Origin of the sequence: Streptomyces sp. NPDC002669, assembly GCF_042889165.1 — a bacterium.
Lineage (GTDB): Bacteria > Actinomycetota > Actinomycetes > Streptomycetales > Streptomycetaceae > Streptomyces.
Window position 1 is genome coordinate 36,051 of sequence record NZ_JBIAQQ010000030.1, and the last position, 21,874, is coordinate 57,924.

The window sequence follows — 21,874 nt, forward strand, 5'->3', positions numbered from 1 at the left end:
AGCGGGCCCGCTTTCCGCAGACCGTCGGGCGGACCCCCAGGGGTCCTCACGGTGTGTCAGCCGTTGCGCTTCCAGCGCGGCTTGTCGTCGCGGCGGCCGAAGGAGCCGGTGCCGCCGCCGCGGTGGTCGTCACGACGGCCGGTCGGACGGTCGCCGCCGCCGGAGCGGAAGCCACCCGAGGGGCGGTCGTCGCGACGGTCGCGGTTGAACGGACGGTCGCTGCCGCCGGAGCGGAAGCCACCCGAGGGGCGGTCGTCGCGACGGTCGCGGTTGAACGACGGACGGTCGTTGTCGCGACGGTCGAAGGAGCGGCCACCGCGGTCGTCCCGGCGGTCGTAGGAGCGGAAGCCGCCCGACGGACGGTCGTCACGACGGTCCCGGTTGAACGAGGGACGGTCGTTGTCACGGCGGTCGCGGTTGAACGACGGGCGGTCGTCACGGCGCTGGAAGCCCCGGTCGCCACCGCGGTCGTCACGACGGTCCCGGTTGAACGAGGGACGGTCGTTGTCACGGCGGTCGCGGTTGAACGACGGGCGGTCGTCACGGCGCTGGAAGCCCCGGTCGCCACCGCGGTCGTCACGACGGTCCCGGTTGAACGACGGACGGTCGTTGTCACGGCGGTCGTGCCCGCGGTTGTCCCGGCGCTCGAAGTTGCCGCGCTCGTCACGACGGTCGTCACGGGCGGGCTGCTCCGGCACGGAGACGGCGGCCTCGACGGCGGCCTCCGCCTCGGCGGTGGCCTCGGCCACTGCGGCCTCGGGGTCCTCGCCCCGCTCGCGCGCGGCACGGGCGACGAGGCGGTCGGCCTCCTCGCGCAGCTCACCGGCGCGGCGCTGGACGCGCTCCAGCTGCTTGGTCAGCTCGGCGACCTCGCGCTCGGCCTGCTTGGCAGCGTTGCTCGCGGAGTCGGCCTGCACCTCGGTCAGCGAACGGGCGCCGGTGATCTCGGCGACCTCCGGGTCGAAGGCGCCGGCGCCGCCGACGATGTGGCGCGAGGCGTCGACGCCCGCGTCCTCCATCAGGCGGAAGATCTGGCGGCGCTGGTGCGGCAGCGCCAGCGACACGACGACACCGGACTTGCCGGCCCGCGCGGTACGGCCCGAGCGGTGCAGGTAGTCCTTGTGGTCACCGGCCGGGTCCACGTTCAGGACCAGGTCGATGCCGTCGACGTGGATGCCGCGGGCGGCGACGTCGGTCGCGACGAGCGCGTTGACGTAGCCGTCCTTGAAGTCGGCGAGCACCCGGGTGCGGGCGCCCTGCGTCATGCCGCCGTGCAGCGCGTCCGCCTTGACGCCCGCCTCGACGAGCTGCTCGGCGATGCGGTCGGCGCCCAGCTGGGTGCGGACGAAGATGATGGTGCGGCCCTTGCGGGCGGCGATGGCGGAGGTGACCGGCGCCTTGTCCTTCGGCTTCACGACGAGGACGTGGTGCGTCATGGTCGTGACGTTGCCCTGGGCGCTGTCGACCTCGTGGCTCACCGGGTTGTCCAGGTAGCGCTTGACCAGCGTGCCGATCTCGTTCTCCATCGTGGCGGAGAAGAGCATCCGCTGGCCGCCGGCCGGAACCTGGTCGAGCAGCTCGGTGACCTCGGGCAGGAAGCCCAGGTCGGACATCTGGTCGGCCTCGTCGAGGACGGCGACCTGGACGTTCTCCAGGGAGCAGGCGCCCCGGTTGATGATGTCGCGCAGCCGGCCCGGGGTGGCGACGAGGATGTCGACGCCGCGCTCCAGGGCGTAGATCTGGTTGCCCATCGACGTACCGCCGCAGACGACCTTCATCTTCAGGCCGAGCACGTCGCCGTACGGCTGGAGGGCGTCCGCGACCTGCATCGCGAGCTCGCGGGTCGGGGTCAGGATGACCGCGCGGGGCTTCTTCTTCTCGGTGTGACCGCCGGCCAGCGCGGCCAGGGTCGGCAGACCGAAGGAGAGGGTCTTGCCGGAGCCGGTGCGGCCGCGGCCCAGGATGTCCTTGCCGGCCAGGGCGTCCGGGATGGTCGCGGCCTGGATCGGGAAGGGCTCCGTCACACCGTTCTGCGCGAGCTTGCGGACGATGCCCTCGGGCAGGCCCAGGTCGGCGAAGGTGATGGTCGGCTCGGCGTCCGCCTCGTCGGCGGCGGCGTCGGTGTCGGCCTGCTCGGCCCGGGGGACGTCCGCCTCGATGGAGTCGGCGGTCTCGGCGACGACGGCCTCGGCGGCCTCGACGAGCTCGTCGTTCTCGATGCTCTCGGGCATGACGGTGCGGTCAGAACTGGAAATTGACATGCGAAATGCGAAACCTTCCGGAGTCTCGGCACGCGCCCGTAACTCCGTGATTCGCAATTTCGACCGCCTCAATGCGGTCCAGCCACGGCAAGGGAGAGTACGCGCCACACGGCGCGCTTCTGTTTCGGCGCCGGGCAATGGGATCAAACGATCTACTACCATACGCACTCCCACCCACATTGCGCAAACCGACCTCCTCCGGCCCCCCGCTACACCGGCCTCACCTGCGGCGATGCCTCCGGGGTGCGCAGCACCGCCGGGCCGTACGGCGCGGCCATCGCCTCGCCGCGGAACCGGGCGGCCGGTGAGGCGGACGGCGGCGACGACGGGGGCGGCTCGGAGGGCTGCGGCTCGACGGGGGCCGACGGCCCGGTGGTCGCGGGCGCGGACGGCGTGGGGGAGCCCGGGGGCTGCGGCGCCCCGGGACCGGGGGACGAGGCCGGGGGCGTCGGCGCCCCGCCGCCCCGCGTCGGCTCCGGACCGCCCGGCCCCGCTCCGGGACGCCCGCCGCCGGGAGCGGCCGGGGACGCGGTGGAGGCGCTGGGCTCCGGCGACCCGGCGGCCTCCCGCTCGGAGTCGGAGTGCGCCTCGGCCCGCCCTCCCCCGGCCCGGACGCGGCCGGTGCCCGCCACGGTGCCGCCGTCCGGCTGCGCCGCGCTCCCCTCCGTCCCGGAGGACCGCGACGGCGAGGGCGCGGGCTTCGTGCCGCTCCCCTCGTCGTCACCGACGCTCATACAGCCTGCGGACGCGGCGACCGTCGCTGCGATGACGGTCGCCCATCGGACGGGGGCGGGGAACTGGCGCACGGGAGGCACCTCCGGGAGCACGAAGGGGACGGAGCGGTACGGAAGGAGCGGACGGGCTTCCGTGCCCAACTCCCCTTCCCCCGCCGGGGACACGCCCGCTTCCCGGCCCGCACTCCGCCCCGTGTCCGAAAACACGCGGGTTCCCGGACAAACCGTGCGTGCGGGGCCGTGCGCGACCGCCCCGCCGGGAGCCCGTACGCGCCCCCGTACGGGGCCGGTCCGGCTCACCCGTAGCCGAGCGCGTGCAGCCTCTCGTCGTCGATGCCGAAGTGGTGGGCGATCTCGTGCACGACGGTGATCTCGGTCTCGGCGACGACGTCGTCGCGGGACTCGCACATCCGGAGCGTCGGCCCGCGGTAGATGGTGATCCGGTCCGGCAGCACCCCGGCGTACCACTCGCCGCGCTCGGTCAGCGGGGTGCCCTCGTACAGCCCGAGCAGCTCCGGATCGCTCGGGTCCGGTTCGTCCTCGACGAACACCGCGACGTTGTCCATCAGCCGCGCCAGCTCCGGCGGGATCAGGTCCAGCGCCTCGGCGACCAGTTCCTCGAACTCTTCGCGCGTCATCTCCAGCACCCGGCCATTGTCCCGTACGCCCCGCCCGTGCGCCCCGGCCCGGAGCGGCTCCACCCGCCCGCCGGGCGCCGGCCCGGCGCGGGCGCGGCCCCGGCCGTCCCGGACGGCGACGGCCGAGGTCAGCCCCCGTCCGCCGGTGGAGCACCCGCCCGGCGCACCCCCGTCACCTATTCGGTTTGGCTGACCCCGAAACGCCGTAGTACAGTCTCCGACGTGCCCAAGGGCGCCGGTCAGAACTCGACCGTCCCGAAACCTCCGGGTTGAAGGAGAAACAGTTCTGCCCTCATCGTCTAGTGGCCCAGGACGCCGCCCTTTCAAGGCGGTAGCACGGGTTCGAATCCCGTTGGGGGCACGCACAACCTTGTGCGACACTTAGTCGCACAACAGCTTGGTCCTGTGGAGCAGTTTGGAGTGCTCGCCACCCTGTCAAGGTGGAGGCCGCGGGTTCAAATCCCGTCAGGACCGCTGCAGCCCTGTTGAGCTGCGTGGCTGGGTAGCTCAGTTGGTACGAGCGATCGCCTGAAAAGCGATAGGTCGCCGGTTCGATCCCGGCCCCAGCCACCATTCGAAGGCCCCGTCCGATGGACGGGGCCTTCGTCGTGTCAGGCCTCTTCCCGCTCGGCCTGGTTCACACCGGTACGGCCGCGCCACGCCCGTACCGCCAGGAACAGCAGCACCACCGCGACCACGGCGACCAGGGCCATGGCGTCCGGCACGCGCCCGCCCATCCGCTGGGCCCACTGCTCGACGGCGAACGAATCGTCCACGTCCAGCAGTCCGGGCAGCGCCGTCGTGCCGTCGAAGACCAGGAACAACGCGCCCAGGCCGATGAAGAACAGCCCGGACAGCAGGCTCGTGGTGTGCGCCTCGAAACGGCCGATCCGGAAGGCGCGGCCGCGCAGCCAGGCGCGGCGCCCCAGGTCGAAGCGTTCCCAGAGCAGGGCGAGCAGGAAGAGCGGGACCGCCATGCCCAGGGCGTACACGGCGAGCAGCAGTCCGCCGTAGACCGGGCTGCCGCTGACCGCCGCCACGGTGAGGACGCTGCCGAGGATCGGGCCCGCGCAGAATCCGGCCAGCCCGTAGACGGCGCCCAGCGCGTAGACGGACAGGGCGGTGGTGGGGCGGATCCGGCCGCTGAGGGCGGCGATCCGGCGCGAGGCGAAGCCCAGGCCCACGATCTGCGCGACACCGAGCGCGATGATCAGCCAGCCCGCGCCCAGGACGAGCGCGTCACGGTGGCCGTAGAAGAGCCGTCCGGCGTACGAGCCCGCGGCGCCGAGCGGGACCAGGGTGGTGGCCAGGCCGGCGTAGAAGATGCCGGTGCGGGCCAGGAGCCGCGAGGCCGAGTCGACGGAGTACGCGAAGAAGGCGGGCAGCAGGAGGGCGCTGCACGGGCTGACCAGGGCGAGCAGCCCGCCGAGGAAGGCGGCGAAGTAGCCGATGTCGGCCGTCACTTCGCGCGCTCCGCGCCGTCCTCGCCGCTCCCGGCTTCCTTGCCGGCCTTGCCGTCCCCGCCGTCCTTGCCGCCCTTGGCGTCCTCGGTCCCGCGGGCCTGCTTCGCCGCCGCCTCGATGACCTCGGTGAAGGTCTCCAGGGGCTGGGCCCCGGCGATCGGGCGGCCGTTGATCAGGAACGAGGGGGTGGAGGTCGCGCCGATCCCGTACCCCTGCTCCTGGTCCTTGCCCACCGCGGCCGAGGCGGCGGAGCTGTCCACGTCGCGCGCGAACCGGGCGAGGTCCGCGACGCCGGCCTGCCGGGCGAGCCCCTTCAGCCGGTCCTCGCCGAAGCCCTTCTCCTTGGCCCCCTCCGCGTACGCGGCGGCGTGGAACTGCCAGAAGCGGCCCTGCTGACCGGCGGCCCACGCGGCGCGCGCGGCGGCCTCGGACTCGGCGCCGAAGATCGGGAAGTTGCGCCACTCGATGCGCAGGGTGCCGTTCTCGACGTACTTCTTCACCAGGGCGGGTTCGGTGTCGCGGGCGAACTTGCCGCAGTAGCCGCACTTGAAGTCGGCGTACTCGATGAGGACCACGGGGGCGTCCGCCCGGCCCTGCGCGAGCTTGTCGCCGGCGTCGCGCCGGGCCAGCTTCGCCAGCTCCGGGTAGACGCCGGCGTCCGGCTCGGCAGTGACGTCGGCGGCCGGGGAGGAGGCGGTGGAACCCGTGGAATCGGGGGCGGTGGCCCGGTAGGAGGCGTAGCCGAGCAGCGCGGCGGCCAGGACGACCCCGGCGCCGTAGAGCACCGGCTTCCTGGACCGCGAGGCGCGGGCGGGCGGGCGGGAGGGCGTGGACGTGGGCTTAGACATGCGGAACTCCGTGCTGGACGAGTGGAAGAGGGAAGAGGAGAGAAGGGACCGCCGGGCGGGCCGGTCCTCTACACCCTCAGCACGGAGAGTTCGACGGGAGTGGGGGCGGCGGGCTCCGGTCCGCGCAGCCCGATCCACGCGGGCGGACGGACGGGCTCCGGACCGATCGCCGCGGGCAGGCCCCACTCGGCGAGACCGGGGGCCTGGTCGTACGAGGCGCGGGCCCGGCCCGGGAGGGAGGGCCCGTTGCCGTCGCGCTTCTTGCCCCTGCCGCATCCGGGCACCTGCTGCCGCTCGTCGGCCGCCACCACCGCCGGACCGGAGCCGGGCCCGAGCTCGGCCTGTGTGACCGTCGGCACCGCCGCGGTCACGGACGTACCGCCGCCGAAGCCGCCCGGGCCGGTCGCGACCGGCCCGCAGAACAACCCCAGCACCACCGCGACCACCGCCATCAGGCAGCACCACTGCGTACGGGACACGGCGACCGGCCTTTCCGGGCGGGAGCGAGGGGACACGGAGCTACGTACTCGGCTGCCCGAAATGGTACGTGCTGCCTTTCCGCGCCTCCCCGCCCTGCCTCGGACCCGCGGGCGCGCCGGCACGTCGGCACATCGGTGTGCGGGCGCGTCGATGTGCCGATGCGGTGACGCGGCGGCACGGTGACCGGGGCCGCACGAAATGCGTTCGCCGTTCATCGGGCCCGGGTGAGATCCTGGACTCCGTATGTCTACTTCCTTCGCCGATCTCCAGTCCCAGCTCGGAGAGATCTCGCTCCGCGACGCGCACCGGCTCGGCCGCCGTCTCGAAGGTGCCCGCCGCATCCGCAAGCCCGAGGCCCGGCAGTCCGTGCTGGACGAGATCGCCGCCGAGGCCGCCAAGGCGGCCGAGCGGCTCTCGCTGCGTGCCGCCCGGGTACCCGCCGTGTCCTACCCGGACCAGCTCCCGGTCAGCCAGAAGAAGGACGAGATCCTGGAGGCGATACGCGACCACCAGGTCGTGATCGTCGCCGGGGAGACCGGCTCCGGCAAGACCACGCAGATCCCCAAGATCTGCATGGAGCTGGGGCGCGGCGTCCGGGGCATGATCGGGCACACCCAGCCGCGCCGGATCGCGGCCCGCACGGTCGCCGAGCGCGTCGCCGAGGAGCTGAGGACGCCGCTGGGCGAGGCGGTCGGCTGGAAGGTCCGCTTCACCGACCAGGTGAACCCCGACGCGACGTTCGTGAAGCTGATGACGGACGGCATCCTGCTCGCCGAGATCCAGACGGACCGCGAGCTGCGCGCCTACGACACGATCATCATCGACGAGGCCCACGAGCGGTCGCTGAACATCGACTTCCTGCTCGGCTACCTGGCCAGGCTGCTGCCCAGGCGCCCGGACCTGAAGGTCGTCATCACCTCCGCGACGATCGACCCCGAACGGTTCGCACGCCACTTCGGCAAGGCCCCGATCGTCGAGGTCAGCGGGCGCACGTACCCGGTCGAGGTGCGCTACCGCCCCCTCCTCGAGGAGGAGGGGGACGACTCCGACCGCGACCAGATCACCGCGATCTGCGACGCCGTCGACGAGCTCCAGACCGAGGGCCCCGGCGACATCCTGGTCTTCCTCTCCGGGGAGCGGGAGATCCGCGACACCGCGGACGCGCTGAACAAGCGCAACCTCCGCCACACCGAGGTGCTCCCCCTCTACGCCCGGCTCTCGCACGCCGAGCAGCACCGCGTGTTCCAGCGCCACACGGGCCGCCGCATCGTGCTCGCGACCAACGTCGCCGAGACCTCGCTGACCGTGCCCGGCATCAAGTACGTGATCGACCCGGGCAACGCCCGGATCTCGCGCTACAGCCACCGCACCAAGGTCCAGCGGCTGCCGATCGAGCGGATCTCGCAGGCCAGCGCCAACCAGCGCAAGGGCCGCTGCGGCCGTACGTCGGACGGCATCTGCATCCGGCTGTACTCCGAGGACGACTTCCTGACCCGTCCCGAGTTCACCGACCCCGAGATCCTGCGCACCAACCTCGCCTCCGTCATCCTCCAGATGACCGCGGCCGGCCTCGGCGACATCGAGAAGTTCCCCTTCATCGACCCGCCGGACCACCGCAACATCCGCGACGGCATCCAGCTGCTCCAGGAACTGGGCGCGCTGGATCCGGACGAGAAGGATCCGAAGAAGCGGCTCACCCAGCTCGGCCGGAAGCTCTCGCAGCTGCCCGTCGACCCGCGGCTGGCCCGCATGGTGATCGAGGCCGAGCGCAACGGCTGCACCCGCGAGGTCATGGTGATCGCGGCGGCGCTCTCCATCCAGGACCCGCGCGAACGGCCCGCGGAGAAGCAGACCCAGGCCGACCAGCAGCACGCCCGGTTCAAGGACGAGACCTCCGACTTCCTGGCCTTCCTCAACCTGTGGCGGTACGTCCGCGAGCAGCAGAAGGAACGCGGCTCCTCCAGCTTCCGCCGGATGTGCAAGCAGGAGTACCTGAACTTCCTGCGCATCCGCGAATGGCAGGACATCTACACGCAGCTGCGCACGGTCGCCAAGCAGATGGGCATCCACCTCAACGAGGAGGACGCGCCGGAGCAGTCGGTGCACACCTCGCTGCTGGCCGGGTTGCTGTCGCACATCGGGCTGAAGGACACCGAGAAGAACGAGTACCTGGGCGCCCGCAGCGCCAAGTTCGCGATCTTCCCCGGTTCGGCGCTCTTCAAGAAGCAGCCGCGGTTCGTGATGTCGGCCGAACTCGTCGAGACGTCCCGGCTGTGGGCCCGGGTCAACGCCCGGGTCGAGCCGGAGTGGATCGAACCGCTGGCCCAGCACCTGCTCAAGCGCACCTACAGCGAACCGCACTGGGAGAAGGACCAGGCGGCGGTGATGGCGTACGAGCGGGTCACGCTCTACGGGGTGCCGATCGTCGCCCAGCGCAAGATCAATTTCGGCCGGATCGACGCCGAGACCTCGCGCGACCTGTTCATCCGCAACGCCCTGGTCGAGGGCGACTGGCGGACCCACCACCAGTTCTTCCACGACAACCGCAAGCTGCTCGGCGAGGTCGAGGAGCTGGAGCACCGCGCCCGGCGCCGCGACATCCTGGTCGACGACGAGACTCTCTTCGACTTCTACGACCAGCGGATCCCCGCCCATGTGGTCTCCGGGGCGCACTTCGACTCCTGGTGGAAGCACAAGCGCCGGGACGAGCCGGACGCGCTGGACTTCGAGCGTTCGATGCTCATCAACGAGAAGGCCGGGGCCGTCACCAAGGACGACTACCCGGACTCCTGGCGGCAGGGAAAGCTCAAGTTCAAGGTCACGTACCAGTTCGAGCCGGGTGCGGACGCCGACGGCGTGACCGTCCACGTCCCGCTCCAGGTGCTCAACCAGGTCACCTCCGAGGGCTTCGACTGGCAGATCCCCGGCCTGCGCGAGGAAGTGGTCACCGAGCTGATCCGTTCCCTGCCCAAGCCGATCCGCCGGCACTACGTCCCCGCGCCGAACTACGCGGGCAGGTTCCTCGACCGGGCCGTGCCCCTGCAGGAGCCGCTGACGGTCACGCTCGCCCGTGAGCTCCAGCAGATGGTCGGCGTCCCGGTCACGGCCGACGACTTCGATCTGGGCCGGGTCCCGGACCACCTGAAGATCACTTTCCGGATCGTCGACGAACGGCGCCGCAAGGTGGCCGAGGACAAGGACCTGGAGGCGCTGCGGCTCCGGCTGCGCCCCAAGGCCCGCCAGGCCCTCTCCAAGGCCGCCGCGGCCAGCGCGGGGCCCTCGGGCGAGTCCGTCGAGCGCTCGGGCCTCACCGACTGGACGATCGGCACGCTGAACAAGGTCTTCGAGACCCGCCGGGCCGGCCAGCCGGTGAAGGCGTACCCGGCCCTGGTGGACCAGGGCGACACGGTCGCCGTACGGCTCTTCGACACCGAGGCCGAGCAGCAGCGGGCGATGCGGCTCGGCACCCGGAAGCTGATCATGCTGAACGTGCCGGTGAACCCGGCGAAGTTCGCCTCGGACCAGCTGACGAACCAGCAGAAGCTGGCCCTGGCCCGCAATCCGCACGGCTCCGTCCAGGCGCTCTTCGAGGACTGCGCGACGGCCGCCGCCGACCGGCTGATCGAGGCGCACGGCGGCCCGGCCTGGGACGAGGAGTCGTTCCGGAAGCTGTACGACAAGGTGCGCACGGATCTGGTGGCGCTGACCGAGCACGCGGTCAAGCAGGTCCAGCAGGTGCTGGCCGCCTGGCAGTCCTGCGAACGGCGCCTGAAGGCGACCAACAGCCTGGTCCTGGTCGACAACGTCACCGACGTCCGCGACCAGCTCGCTGCCCTCGTGCCGCCGGGCTTCGTCACGAGGACCGGGCTGCGCAGGCTGCCCGACCTGATGCGCTACCTGGTCGCCGCCGACCGCAGGCTCCAGCAGATGCCGACGGCCGCCCAGCGCGACACCACGCGCATGGAGAAGATCCACGAGATGCAGGACGAGTACGCCTGGCTGCTGGAACAGCTGCCGCAGGGCAGGCCCGTCCCGCAGGAGGTCCTGGAGATCCGCTGGATGATCGAGGAACTCCGGGTCAGCTATTTCGCCCATGCGCTGGGGACCGCCTACCCGATCTCCGACAAGCGCATCGTGAAGGCGATCGACGCGGCGGCGCCGTGAGCGGACCCGTCCACAGGGGCCCCTTCCGCCGTGACGGAGCCGCCACCATCGGTGAGTTCGACCTGACCCTCTGACCTGCTGTACAGTCTGTCTTCGCAGCCAGCCGCAAGGAAGGCAGCGAAAACCTGGTCCTGTGGAGCAGTTTGGAGTGCTCGCCACCCTGTCAAGGTGGAGGCCGCGGGTTCAAATCCCGTCAGGACCGCAGTGAAGAAAGCCCGGATCCCTCGGATCCGGGCTTTCGCGCGTCTTGACTCCACTGGTCGCCGACGAGTAGTCAGGCGTCAGGAGCCGCCCCTTCCTCGGTGCGGGCGGCGATCCACCGGGGGGTGGTCCACATGACGACGCGCGCCCGTACGCCCGCCCGCCTCCCCCGCACCCCTGTCACCCGGCCCCGCCCTCCCGTCCGTACCGGGCCACCACCCGCCCCCGGGTCCGTACCGGACCGCCTTCGAGTCACCACTCGGACCGACCTTCCCCGGCGCCCGTCCGCACCCGCCCGACCTTCCGGTCGACCGCCCCGCGCCGCCACCGATCCGACGACCGGCCCCACCCGCTCCGTGGGCGGGCTCACACGGCCCGCCAGGGGGTCCCTGACGGCCTTTCGGGCCCGTTCCCCTCCCCGGACCGCCCGCGCCCCCACCGAGGCCCTGGAGGCACCCGGAAGAGTCGGGGTGAAAATCCCCGCGCACGGGGAAGCCGGGACGAAAGTCCCCCCACCGGGCGACCAATGGCGAGACGTTCCGCTTCCCGGCGGTGGCAGGCTCGTCAGCAGCGGCACCCCTGGGGTGTGACGGGAGTCACTCAAGGAGTTTTGAGAAGGGGTGACCTTACACCTGCCCTACAACTGCCGAATTTAATATGTGCAATTGCACCACCTGGACGAGAGTCCCGTGGGACCATCCGGGCCCGCCCCGCCCCGGCCTCCTCGGACGACCCGGCCCGGTCGTGCGCGGCCCCACCGCGGAACAGGCCCGGCAACGCGCGGGCGCGTACGGGCTCGCACAGGGACGCGCGGGCGCGTACGGGCACAAAAAGATCGCGCTGGACCCGGCGGAGTCCAGCGCGATCGAATGACGCACCCGCATTTCACAGGTATGGCGCCCGTTGGGGCGGGCGCCCGTCATTTGGAGCTATGGGATGGGCCGTACGGGTTGGGGGACCCGGAAGCCCGGTTGTTGCGCGACGCAGGGGGTGTGTCAGGCCTCGCTGCGCTGCTGCGGAATACCCGCAAGCAGTGCGCGGACCTCTGCCTCGCGGTACCGGCGGTGTCCACCGAGCGTACGGATGGACGTGAGCTTGCCGGCCTTTGCCCAGCGGGTAACCGTCTTCGGGTCCACGCGGAACATCGTGGCAACCTCAGCCGGGGTCAGCAGCGGCTCGGCATCAGGGGTGCGAGCAGTCATGAGCGGCCTCCTCGGGAGAACCGAACCATCTCGGTTCTTTCCTCTAAATTCTGCACCTTGACCCGCGTTGCCCGAAATGGCGGACGCGGGCCGAGTCGGTTATAGGACGAACGGCTTGTCCTCGGCACTACAACTACACCATCCGTCCAGCCACGTCGGCCAAACCGATGGAATTGCCCTCCCAGGTGTTCATCAGCGACGGAAGCCGATGGACCATGCCATAGCGGACAGTCACACAGCCGTGACGATCAGTCACAGAGCGATCAGGAGTCGCCAGACCCCCCATAGCGTGCAATGCAGAGCAATCCGCCCTTAGTTGGGCGGAAGGAGCCCTCCCCGGACTCCTTGTCCTATTTTGGCACGAGGAGTAGGGAACGGCGCAAGGGCCCAGTTAGTGCTATCCATCACGCTTGAGGCAAAGGCCCGGTTCGGGACGTAGGTCCCGGACAAACTTCCGCCTCCACGTCCCCACGTGCCGCACGGGTCACCGGTTCACCCCGGATCGGATTCACATCGCGCCGGAACGGGAACCGGGCACGGAGCGCGCCCGGTCAGTTCGCGAACTGACGGTCCTTCACCGCTCGCCAGCGTTCCGCCAGCCGCCCGTACGCCGCGCTCGCCCCCTCGGTGTCACCGGCCCGCAGCGCCTCGATGCCCTCGGTCACGTCGGCGGCCGACCGGTCCCCGGCGAGCTGCCCCGCCGGCAGGGCGTGCACCAGGCCCGCGTAGTCCAGCTCGACCAGCGCACGCGGATGGAACTCCTCCAGCCAGCGCCCCACGTCCACGAGCCCCTCGATCAGCGGGCCCTCCTCCACCGCCTCCCGCATCGTCCGCAGCGCCCGTGCCAGCCGGCGCCGGGCCTGCACCATGGGCGTCCGATACCGCAGCACGGGCGCCGCGCCGTCGCCCCCCGCCGCGTACTCCCGCTCCTCGTCGGAGAAGAGCACGAACCAGCGCACCGGCACCTGCCACACCGAGGTGCGGATCCACGGCCTGGCGTCCGGATTCCGCTCCGCCCACCGCTCGTGGTCCGCGACCGCCTGCCCGCGCACCACCGGCGGCAGGACCGCGTCGAGCACCGGGGCGGGGAACATCTCCGCCAGCTCCTCCAGGGCCAGCCAGCCGCGCAGCCTGGTCCGCCACGGGCAGACGCACACCACCCCGTCCGTCTCGACGACGAACGCGTCCCCGCTCTCGTGCGCGGGCATCCCGACCGGCGGCGTGGCCGCCAAGTCGGCCAGCGAGCGGCGCAGTTCGTCCTGGGCCGTGGGGCGCCCGGAGCGCTCCGCGTACCGGGCCCAGTGGCTCCGTTCGGGCTCCGGGAAGGCGGCCAGCGGCTCGTACACCCGGAGGTAGGACGCGTAGGGAACGAGCACCGAAGACACCACCGACATGCAGCAGATCGTGTCATGCCCGTACTCCGCCGGGGGGTGATCCCGGCACCGGAACAGATCTACGTGCGCGTAGGACTTACGCTCTTGCCCAGTCGGACCTGCCACGTCGGCCGGTCCGCGGCCCTCCCCACCTTCAGGAGGGTCCTCCGCCGCTTCGTACTTGGGAGTCACCACAGTGACCGATGTGACCGGCGCGCCTGCTGATGTACTGCACACCCTGTTCCGCTCGGAGCAGGGGGGCCACGAGCAAGTCGTGCTCTGCCAGGATCGCGCCACCGGCCTCAAGGCCGTCATCGCCATCCACTCCACCGCCCTGGGCCCGGCCCTCGGCGGCACCCGCTTCTATCCGTACGCCTCCGAGGGGGAGGCCGTCGCGGACGCGCTGAACCTCGCGCGCGGCATGTCGTACAAGAACGCCATGGCCGGTCTCGACCACGGCGGCGGCAAGGCCGTCATCATCGGCGACCCGGAGAAGATCAAGACGGAGGAGCTGCTGCTGGCCTACGGCCGGTTCGTGGCCTCGCTCGGCGGGCGCTACGTGACCGCCTGCGACGTCGGCACCTACGTCACCGACATGGACGTCGTCGCCCGCGAGTGCCGCTGGACCACCGGCCGCTCCCCCGAGAACGGCGGCGCCGGCGACTCCTCGGTGCTCACCTCCTTCGGCGTCTTCCAGGGCATGCGGGCCTCGGCCCAGCACCTCTGGGGCGACCCGACGCTGCGTGGCCGAAAAGTGGGGGTCGCCGGAGTCGGCAAGGTCGGCCACCACCTGGTCGAGCACCTGCTCTCGGACGGGGCGGAGGTCGTGATCACGGACGTCCGGGAGGAATCCGTGCGCCGGATCACCGAGCGGCACCCCGAGGTCTCCGTCGCGGCGGACACCGACGCGCTGATCCGCACCGAGGGCCTCGACATCTACGCCCCGTGCGCGCTCGGCGGCGCCCTGAACGACGAGACCGTCCCGGTGCTCACCGCCAAGGTCGTGTGCGGTGCGGCCAACAACCAGCTCGCGCACCCCGGCGTCGAGAAGGACCTGTCGGACCGCGCCATCCTGTACGCACCCGACTACGTGGTGAACGCGGGCGGTGTCATCCAGGTCGCCGACGAGCTGCACGGCTTCGACTTCGACCGGTGCAAGGCGAAGGCGACCAAGATCTTCGACACGACGCTGGCCATATTCGCACGTGCGAAGGCCGACGGCATCCCGCCGGCCGCGGCGGCCGACCGGATCGCCGAGCAGCGGATGGCCGAAGCGCGCGGTAACTGAACGTCGCCGATCCGTCGCCCTGCGCGCATGGCGGCGGGTCGGGGCGGACGACCCGCCGACCGACGAGACGAGACTCACGCCGGTCGGCGGGTCGCCTGCCCAGAAGAGGTTAAAATCGCAGTTGACCAGCGAGGACGGGGCTCCTCACAGGTCTCCTTCCGAGGTGCGTGATGCGGGCGGCGTACCGTATGGCCGCGGAAGCAGGTACCGTTGAAGCCCTACGGGCACGGTCTCTCCATGCGAGAGTCCGTCCTGAAACATGAACGCGTGTCAAGACTCTGGGGCCGTCGAGCCCCGTCACCGAGGGGGTCGAGCCATGGGGCGCGGCCGGGCAAAGGCCAAGCAGACCAAGGTCGCCCGCCAGCTGAAGTACAGCACCGGCGGGACTGACCTGTCGCGTCTGGCCAATGAGCTGGGCGCATCGCCTTCGAGTCAGCCACCGAACGCGGAGCCGTTCGAGGACGACGAGGAGGATGACCCGTACGCACAGTACGCGGATCTGTACAACGACGACGAGGACGAGGACGAGGACGAAAAGTCCGGTCCGTCGTCACAGCGCCGCGGCGCTTGACCTCGCGCTGACACATCAACCCGGTCCGGGCCTGCCCCGGGCCGGGTTCTGTGCTGCCCCGGCCCGGTTCCTCCCCGCACACCCCGTGCACGAAAACCGGTGTCCATGATGTGCTCCCGCCTCCCTGACCTGCCGGGATTCCGGCGGTCGGGGATGTCGGGGGCTCCGTGCACACCGGGCGGTCCCGGTGTGCACGTCCGGCTCGTCCATGTCGCACCAGGTCGGCCCGGTGTCCCATCGATGCCTAGCGGGCGTACTCGCCGACGAGCTCCGCACCCGAGGTGTGCGCCCCGCGTCCGATGATCTCGCCCGCGACCCAGGAGTCGACCCCGCGATCGGCCAGCGTCGTCAGTGCCGCGTCCACGGACTCGGCCGGAACGATCGCGATCATGCCGACGCCCATGTTCAGCGTCTTCTCCAGCTCCAGCCGCTCGACCTGTCCCGTCCGGCCGACCACGTCGAAGACCGCGCCGGGAGTCCAGGTGGAACGGTCGACCCTGGCGTGCAGTCCGTCCGGGATGACCCGGGCCAGGTTGTTGGCCAGGCCGCCGCCGGTGACGTGGCTGAAGCCGTGGACCTCGGTCGTACGGGTGAGGGCCAGGCAGTCCAGCGAGTAGATCCGGGTGGGCTCCAGGAGCTCCTCGCCGAGGGTCCGGCCGAACTCCTCGACCTGGCGGTCCAGCGACCAGCCGGCCCGGTCGAAGACGACGTGGCGGACGAGCGAGTACCCGTTGGAGTGAAGACCGGACGACGCCATGGCGATCACCACGTCGCCCTCGCGGATGCGGTCCGGGCCCAGCAGCCGGTCGGCCTCGACCACGCCCGTACCGGCGCCGGCGACGTCGAAGTCGTCCGGGCCGAGGAGGCCGGGGTGCTCGGCCGTCTCGCCGCCGACCAGGGCACAGCCCGCCAGGACGCAGCCCTCGGCGATGCCCTTCACGATGGACGCGACCCGCTCGGGGTGGACCTTGCCGACGCAGATGTAGTCGGTCATGAACAGCGGCTCGGCACCACAGACGACCAGGTCGTCGACGACCATGCCGACGAGGTCGTGGCCGATGGTGTCGTACACGCCCATCTTGCGGGCGAGGTCGACCTTCGTGCCGACGCCGTCGGTCGCGGAGGCCAGCAACGGACGCTCGTAGCGCTTGAGGGCCGAGGCGTCGAAGAGGCCGGCGAAGCCGCCGAGGCCGCCGAGGCCCGCGACCTCGGGGCGCTGCGTCTTCTTCACCCACTCCTTCATCAGCTCGACGGCGCGGTCGCCGGCCTCGATGTCGACGCCCGCTGCCGCGTAGGAAGCACCTGTTGTCTCAGACATTGCCTGGGATCTTTCGTGTGGAGATACGGGGCTGGTGGCCGGGGGTGGACGGCCGGGCCGTCACGGGCGGCGCAGCGCGTCGGTCGCGGCGGTCGCCGCCGGGCCTGCCGCCAGCTCGGTCTCCAGCAGCTGCTTGCCGAGCAGCTCCGGGTCCGGGAGCTCCATGGGGTACTCGCCGTCGAAGCAGGCGCGGCACAGGTTGGGCTTGGCGATCGTGGTCGCCTCGATCATCGCGTCGAGCGAGATGTAGGCGAGCGAGTCCGCCCCCATCGACGTGCCGATCTCCTCGACCGACATGCCGTTGGCGATCAGCTCGGCGCGGGTGGCGAAGTCGATGCCGAAGAAGCACGGCCACTTGACCGGCGGGGACGAGATCCGGATGTGGATCTCGGCGGCGCCGGCCTCGCGGAGCATCCGGACCAGTGCGCGCTGGGTGTTGCCGCGGACGATCGAGTCGTCGACGACCACCAGGCGCTTGCCCTTGATGACTTCCTTGAGCGGGTTCAGCTTGAGCCGGATGCCGAGCTGGCGGATGGTCTGGGAGGGCTGGATGAAGGTCCGGCCGACGTAGGCGTTCTTCACCAGTCCGGCGCCGAACGGGATGCCGCTGGCCTCGGCGTAACCGATCGCGGCGGGGGTGCCGGACTCCGGCGTCGCTATGACGAGGTCGGCCTCGACCGGCGCCTCGGCGGCCAGCCTGCGGCCCATCTCCACCCGGGAGAGGTAGACGTTGCGCCCGGCGATGTCGGTGTCGGGGCGGGCCAGGTAGACGTACTCGAAGACACAGCCCTTGGGCTTCGCTTCCGCGAAGCGGGAGGTGCGCAGGCCGTTCTCGTCGATGGCGACGAGCTCGCCCGGCTCGATCTCGCGGACGAAGCTGGCGCCGCAGATGTCGAGGGCGGCGGACTCGGAGGCCACCACCCAGCCGCGTTCCAGCCGGCCGAGGACCAGCGGGCGGATGCCCTGCGGGTCGCGGGCCGCGTAGAGGGTGTGCTCGTCCATGAAGACGAGGGAGAAGGCGCCCTTCACCTCGGGAAGCACCTTCGCGGCGGCCTCCTCGATGGTGAGCGGCTTGCCGTCGTCGTCGGTCTGGCCGGCGAGCAGGGCGGTCACCAGGTCGGTGTCGTTCGTCGCGGCGACCTGGGTGGCGCGGCCGTCCTTGCGGGGAAGGTCGGCGACCATCTCGGCGAGCTGGGCCGTGTTGACCAGGTTGCCGTTGTGACCCAGGGCGATCGAGCCGTGCGCGGTGGCACGGAACGTCGGCTGCGCGTTCTCCCACACCGAGGCACCGGTGGTGGAGTAGCGGGCATGACCGACCGCGATATGGCCCTGGAGGGATCCCAGAGACGTTTCGTCGAAGACCTGCGAGACCAGTCCCATGTCCTTGAAGACCAGGATCTGGGACCCGTTGCTCACTGCGATGCCCGCGGACTCCTGTCCACGGTGCTGCAGGGCATACAGTCCGAAATAGGTGAGCTTGGCGACCTCTTCGCCCGGAGCCCAGACACCGAAGACGCCGCAAGCGTCCTGGGGGCCCTTCTCTCCGGGGAGCAGGTCGTGGTTGAGTCGTCCATCACCACGAGGCACGCCACCGAGTGTAGGCGAGGTCGACCACTGGTCCGAATTCGGGACACCGTGCAGGACCACCGGGGAAGCGCTCCCGGGAGGGGTGCGGAACCCCTTCCGGGTGATCACTCGGAGTGACCACCCGCGGGGGCCGACGGGCGCGGGAGACGGGGCGCGGACCGGCCACAGGGCGGCGGCTGCGCGGATCAGCGCCCCTGGGACCGTCGAGTTCCGGCCATTCGGTGCAGGGGTGTGCCGAGTCCGATGGTGGCGCTCGGTGAACCGGTCGACGGGCGGTCACGGAACCCGGCCGAACGTGCGTTTCGTGGCGAGCCTCACATCGAACTCGGCCCTACTCGCCGGTTCGCGGATCGTGTCGCCGGATCCGCGGGCCGCGCCGCCGGAACCGTGCGTCATACGGTCCTACCGGCTGCTGCCCGTGGTTTTGTCGGCCGCGGTCCGTCGGCGGGGTTCCCGGAGCGTCCCGGACCGGTCTCGTCGGTACGGGGCCGCTCAGCCCATCAGGGGCAGGAGGGCGTCGAGGTCGGCCCGTTCGCCGCTCGCGGAGACCTTGGCGTCGTCGAGGGCCCGCGCCCACCGCGTACGGCCGGTGGCGAGTCCGATCCAGGTGAGCGGGTCGGTCTCGACGACGTTGGGCGGCGTACCGCGGGTGTGCTTGGGACCCTGCACGCACTGGACCACGGCGAACGGCGGGACGCGCACCTCGACCGAGCCGCCCGGCGCCTTCTCCGCGAGGGCGTCGGCGAGCAGCCGGGTGCAGGCGGCGAGCGCCTGGCGGTCGTACGGGACGTCGAGGCCGGTCGCCTCGTTCAGGTCGTCGGTGTGCACGACGAGCTCGACGGTGCGGGTGACGAGGAAGTCGGCCAGCCGCATCGTTCCCGCCGGGACCGACAGCAGCCGGTCGTCGGGGACCTCGGGCACCAGCTCCTCGAACCGCCCGGTGACCTCCTCGTACAGCGCGTCCAGGTCCGGGGTCGCGGCGGCGAGCTCCCTGGTGCCGTCGGCGATGGGGGCGGCCCGGTCCGCGGTCGAGAACGGCCAGTCGAGGAGTTCCAGATCGGGGCCGGCCGCGGCGGGCGGCGGCAGCTCCAGGTTCCGGGTGAGGTGCGAGAGCCCCATGGTCAGGTGCACGGCCAGTTCGCGCACGGTCCAGTCGCCGAGCCGGGTCGGCCGTGCGAGCTGCTCGGGCGTCAGGGTGCGGACGGCCCCGCGGACGTGGGCGAACTGCGCCAGGACCGCGCTGCGGGTCCGGGCCGGGTCGTAGTGGCGGGAGCGTTTCCGGGACGGCGGCATGACCGGGAGCCTACGGCCTGCCCGGCGCCCCGGTCGGCGGTTGGCGGCAGGTGGACGATTGTCGTCGGTCGGCCGCGAGCCGTCGGTCGTCGGCCGCCGGCTCAGTTCCGGATCGCGAAGTCGCCCAGTCCGCCGGCCAGGAGCCCGAAGCCGCGTTCGGCGAGTTCGGCGGCGTCCGGGGCGATCGTGTCGGCCCGGTCGCCCGCCAGCAGCCGCAGCTGGTTCGCCTGTATCAGCGAGTTGCGGGTGCCGATCAGCTGGGCCGCCGCGATCCGGGCGATCGGCGGCTCCTGCCCCTCCTCGACCAGGACCTCGGCGAGCAGATCGAAGGAGCGCATGGAGAACGAGTGGGCCCTGATCAGCAGCGCCGGGGTCTCCTGGATCAGCCGGCGCACCTCCAGCACCATCGGCAGATCACTCATCCCGACCGAGGGGTCCCGGCGCTCCAGCGCGTCCAGGAACTGGGCGCGCACCGCGGCCAGCGCGGACTCGCCGGGCGCCCGGTCCCGCACCACCCGCGCGACGTCGCCGACGTGCTCCTCCATCGGCGAGAGGACCAGGTCCTCCTTGCTCGCGAAGTAGTTGAAGACCGTCATCTTCGAGACCTCGGCGGCCTCGGCGATCTCGGCGACCGAGACCTGATCGAAGCCGCGCCCGGCGAAGAGTTCGGTGGCCGCGGCCAGCAGGCGGTGGCGCGTCTGGAGCTTCTTGCGCTCGCGCAGGCTCATCCCCTCGGTCATGGCATCACTGTACCAGGATGAAAGTTGAGCCCGGATTAATTCTTGACCGGATACATTTTCATGGGTCATGGTGGTGCCGGACCACGGCGGCGTCCGGCCGCCAGGGAGGGGAAATCCGCCATGCCCGCAGCCATGACCGACCGTCAGCGTCTGATCGGCTTCCTGCTCTGCATCGCCACGATCCTGCTGGCCGTGCTCGACACGAACATCGTTTCGTCGGCGACGGTGCCGATCGTCCGCGACCTCGATCCGGCGCACGGCGTCGACAAGATCCCCTGGCTGATCGCCGCGTACCAGCTCGCCGCGACCGCGGCCCTGCCGCTCTACGGGAAGCTCTGCGACGTACTCGGCGCCAAGAAGGTCTTCATCGGGGCCGTCGCCGCCTTCCTCACCGGCTCGGTGCTGTGCGGAATGGCCGGGTCCATGGGCGAGCTGATCGCCGCCCGCGCGCTCCAGGGCATCGGCGGCGGCGGTCTGATGAGCGTCACCATGGTCGTGCTGCGCGAGCTCAAGGGCCCCGAGGAGGGCGACGGCGGCAAGGGCGGCGGCGTCGGCGGGCTCGTCGGGGGCACCGGGATGGCGCTCGGGCCGTGGCTCGGCGGACTGCTCGCCGACCACGCCGACTGGCGGTGGATCTTCTACATCAACCTCCCCGTCGGCCTCGCCGTGCTGGTCGCCGCGGTCTGCGTGCTCAGGCTGCCCGCGCGCACCGCCCGCCGCACGATCGACTTCCTGGGCGCCGGCCTCGCGGCCGCCTTCTCCACCGCGCTGCTGCTGGTCACCCAGTGGGGCGGCAAGGACTACGCCTGGTCGTCCCCGCAGATCGTGGGGCTGATCACCGGTGGCGCCGTCCTGCTCGTCCTCTTCCTGCGCCGCCAGGTCACCGCGGCCGAACCGGTGCTCCCGCTCACCATGTTCAAGATCCGCGAGCTCCGGTACGGCTTCGCCGTCCAGGGCCTGGTCGGCGCCGCCATGATGGGCTCGCTGATCTACGTGATGATCTACCTCCAGGTGGTGCGGGACATCGACGCCTCCTCCGCCGGGCTCTTCCTGATCCCGATGGCGATCGGCATGACCGTCGTCGGACTGTTCTCCGGCAGGCTCGCCTCGGCCGGCTGGTCGCAGCGGACCTTCGTCATCAGCGGAAGCGCCTGTGCCTGTGCCGCCCTGGCCCTGCTCGCCACGCTCACCGCGGACACCGGACTCTGGGCGGTCCGCGCCATGATGCTGCTGATGGGCGTCGGCTTCGGGCAGCTCGTCGGCCAGCTGATCCAGCTGGTCCAGGACACCGCGCCGGCCGGTCAGCTGGGCGTGGCCACCACCGGTGTCCGGTTCTTCCAGACCCTCGGCGGCGCCCTGGGCGCGGCCGTCTTCGGCACCGTGCTCAGCCGGGTGTACGCGGCCCGCGGCCCCGGCGGCACGACCAGCACCATCGGCGGGCTGACCGGACCCGCCCACCAACAGGCGGTGGACGCCTTCGTCTCGTCGATGAACGTGGTCTTCTGGGCCGCGACCGGGCTGATGTTCCTGGCGACCGTCCTGGCGTTCCGGATCCCGGCCCGCCGGGAACCGGGCCCGACGGACGGTGCGGGCGCGGTGGAGGCGGACGGCGAACGACAGGCCGCGCCGACGGCCGCCTGACGCGTACGCCCCCGCGCACACGCGGACGGGGACGGACCCGCCCACGAATGGGCGGGGCCGTCCCCGTCACGG

Annotated in this window: 17 protein-coding genes and 4 tRNA genes; 9 read left to right on the top strand and 12 right to left on the bottom strand. The window is 71.4% G+C overall.

Features of this window, described 5'->3' with window-relative positions:
* Nucleotides 1-56 precede the first annotated feature (56 nt).
* The 3 genes from ACFYW1_RS32340 to ACFYW1_RS32350 form a co-directional block, all read right to left on the bottom strand.
* A complete protein-coding gene (locus tag ACFYW1_RS32340) occupies nucleotides 57-2,231 on the bottom strand; it encodes a DEAD/DEAH box helicase (RefSeq protein WP_389001284.1) in 2,175 nt (724 codons plus the stop codon).
* A gap of 239 nt (nucleotides 2,232-2,470) precedes the next feature.
* Nucleotides 2,471-2,995 carry a hypothetical protein gene (locus tag ACFYW1_RS32345; RefSeq protein ID WP_389001287.1) on the bottom strand — a complete coding sequence of 175 codons (525 nt, stop codon included), beginning with the start codon at nucleotides 2,993-2,995 and terminating at the stop codon, nucleotides 2,471-2,473.
* Nucleotides 2,996-3,291: 296 nt separating this feature from the next.
* Nucleotides 3,292-3,642: a metallopeptidase family protein gene (locus tag ACFYW1_RS32350; protein WP_187438680.1), complete on the bottom strand. Its 351-nt coding sequence runs from the start codon at nucleotides 3,640-3,642 to the stop codon at nucleotides 3,292-3,294.
* Nucleotides 3,643-3,921: 279 nt separating this feature from the next.
* Between ACFYW1_RS32350 and ACFYW1_RS32355 the strand changes: the two genes are divergently transcribed.
* The 3 genes from ACFYW1_RS32355 (at nucleotide 3,922) to ACFYW1_RS32365 (ending at nucleotide 4,206) form a co-directional block, all read left to right on the top strand.
* Nucleotides 3,922-3,994, top strand: a tRNA-Glu gene (locus ACFYW1_RS32355).
* Nucleotides 3,995-4,032: 38 nt separating this feature from the next.
* A tRNA-Asp gene (locus ACFYW1_RS32360) sits at nucleotides 4,033-4,107 on the top strand.
* A 22-nt stretch (nucleotides 4,108-4,129) separates the two neighbouring features.
* Nucleotides 4,130-4,206, top strand: a tRNA-Phe gene (locus tag ACFYW1_RS32365).
* A 38-nt stretch (nucleotides 4,207-4,244) separates the two neighbouring features.
* Here the strand turns inward: ACFYW1_RS32365 and ACFYW1_RS32370 are convergent.
* The 3 genes from ACFYW1_RS32370 to ACFYW1_RS32380 form a co-directional block, all read right to left on the bottom strand.
* Nucleotides 4,245-5,096, bottom strand: a complete 852-nt coding sequence (locus tag ACFYW1_RS32370; protein WP_389001291.1) for a cytochrome c biogenesis CcdA family protein — start codon at nucleotides 5,094-5,096, stop codon at nucleotides 4,245-4,247.
* Nucleotides 5,093-5,944: a DsbA family protein gene (locus ACFYW1_RS32375; protein WP_389001294.1), complete on the bottom strand. Its 852-nt coding sequence runs from the start codon at nucleotides 5,942-5,944 to the stop codon at nucleotides 5,093-5,095. Before ACFYW1_RS32375 ends, ACFYW1_RS32370 begins: the two co-directional genes overlap by 4 nt.
* A 68-nt stretch (nucleotides 5,945-6,012) precedes the next feature.
* A complete protein-coding gene (locus tag ACFYW1_RS32380; protein ID WP_389001297.1) occupies nucleotides 6,013-6,423 on the bottom strand; it encodes a hypothetical protein in 411 nt (136 codons plus the stop codon).
* 244 nt (nucleotides 6,424-6,667) lie between these two features.
* On the opposite strand from ACFYW1_RS32380, the gene hrpA reads away from it, so the two are divergent.
* The 3 genes from hrpA to ACFYW1_RS32395 all read left to right on the top strand — a co-directional run bounded on the left by hrpA (nucleotide 6,668) and on the right by ACFYW1_RS32395 (nucleotide 11,662).
* Entirely contained in the window at nucleotides 6,668-10,588 is a 3,921-nt protein-coding gene (hrpA, locus tag ACFYW1_RS32385; RefSeq protein WP_389001300.1) for an ATP-dependent RNA helicase HrpA, read from the top strand.
* 127 nt (nucleotides 10,589-10,715) lie between these two features.
* Nucleotides 10,716-10,790: transfer RNA gene (locus ACFYW1_RS32390), tRNA-Asp, on the top strand.
* A 743-nt stretch (nucleotides 10,791-11,533) separates the two neighbouring features.
* The gene (locus ACFYW1_RS32395) at nucleotides 11,534-11,662 is read left to right on the top strand and encodes a hypothetical protein (RefSeq protein WP_389001303.1); all 129 of its coding nucleotides are present in this window, start codon (nucleotides 11,534-11,536) and stop codon (nucleotides 11,660-11,662) included.
* A 122-nt stretch (nucleotides 11,663-11,784) separates the two neighbouring features.
* On the opposite strand, the gene bldC is transcribed toward ACFYW1_RS32395, so the two are convergent.
* Together bldC and ACFYW1_RS32405 are read right to left on the bottom strand one after the other, a co-directional pair.
* Entirely contained in the window at nucleotides 11,785-11,991 is a 207-nt protein-coding gene (gene bldC / locus ACFYW1_RS32400; RefSeq protein ID WP_003949541.1) for a developmental transcriptional regulator BldC, read from the bottom strand.
* A 551-nt stretch (nucleotides 11,992-12,542) separates the two neighbouring features.
* On the bottom strand, nucleotides 12,543-13,385 hold the full coding sequence (locus ACFYW1_RS32405; RefSeq protein WP_389001306.1) for a hypothetical protein: 843 nt from the start codon (nucleotides 13,383-13,385) through the stop codon (nucleotides 12,543-12,545).
* Between the two features lie 175 nt (nucleotides 13,386-13,560).
* On the opposite strand from ACFYW1_RS32405, the gene ACFYW1_RS32410 reads away from it, so the two are divergent.
* Nucleotides 13,561-14,652 carry a Leu/Phe/Val dehydrogenase gene (locus tag ACFYW1_RS32410; protein WP_389001309.1) on the top strand — a complete coding sequence of 364 codons (1,092 nt, stop codon included), beginning with the start codon at nucleotides 13,561-13,563 and terminating at the stop codon, nucleotides 14,650-14,652.
* A gap of 316 nt (nucleotides 14,653-14,968) precedes the next feature.
* Nucleotides 14,969-15,223: a DUF3073 domain-containing protein gene (locus ACFYW1_RS32415; protein WP_356930207.1), complete on the top strand. Its 255-nt coding sequence runs from the start codon at nucleotides 14,969-14,971 to the stop codon at nucleotides 15,221-15,223.
* Nucleotides 15,224-15,467: 244 nt separating this feature from the next.
* On the opposite strand, the gene purM is transcribed toward ACFYW1_RS32415, so the two are convergent.
* The 4 genes from purM to ACFYW1_RS32435 all read right to left on the bottom strand — a co-directional run bounded on the left by purM (nucleotide 15,468) and on the right by ACFYW1_RS32435 (nucleotide 20,161).
* Nucleotides 15,468-16,541: a phosphoribosylformylglycinamidine cyclo-ligase gene (gene purM, locus ACFYW1_RS32420; protein ID WP_389001313.1), complete on the bottom strand. Its 1,074-nt coding sequence runs from the start codon at nucleotides 16,539-16,541 to the stop codon at nucleotides 15,468-15,470.
* 60 nt (nucleotides 16,542-16,601) lie between these two features.
* Nucleotides 16,602-18,128 carry an amidophosphoribosyltransferase gene (gene purF / locus ACFYW1_RS32425; protein ID WP_389001316.1) on the bottom strand — a complete coding sequence of 509 codons (1,527 nt, stop codon included), beginning with the start codon at nucleotides 18,126-18,128 and terminating at the stop codon, nucleotides 16,602-16,604.
* 492 nt (nucleotides 18,129-18,620) lie between these two features.
* Entirely contained in the window at nucleotides 18,621-19,421 is an 801-nt protein-coding gene (locus ACFYW1_RS32430; RefSeq protein ID WP_389001319.1) for a sterol carrier family protein, read from the bottom strand.
* A gap of 101 nt (nucleotides 19,422-19,522) precedes the next feature.
* Nucleotides 19,523-20,161, bottom strand: a complete 639-nt coding sequence (locus ACFYW1_RS32435) for a TetR/AcrR family transcriptional regulator (RefSeq protein WP_389001322.1) — start codon at nucleotides 20,159-20,161, stop codon at nucleotides 19,523-19,525.
* A gap of 120 nt (nucleotides 20,162-20,281) precedes the next feature.
* Between ACFYW1_RS32435 and ACFYW1_RS32440 the strand changes: the two genes are divergently transcribed.
* On the top strand, nucleotides 20,282-21,802 hold the full coding sequence (locus tag ACFYW1_RS32440) for an MFS transporter (protein WP_389001325.1): 1,521 nt from the start codon (nucleotides 20,282-20,284) through the stop codon (nucleotides 21,800-21,802).
* The last annotated feature ends 72 nt before the right edge of the window (nucleotides 21,803-21,874 follow it).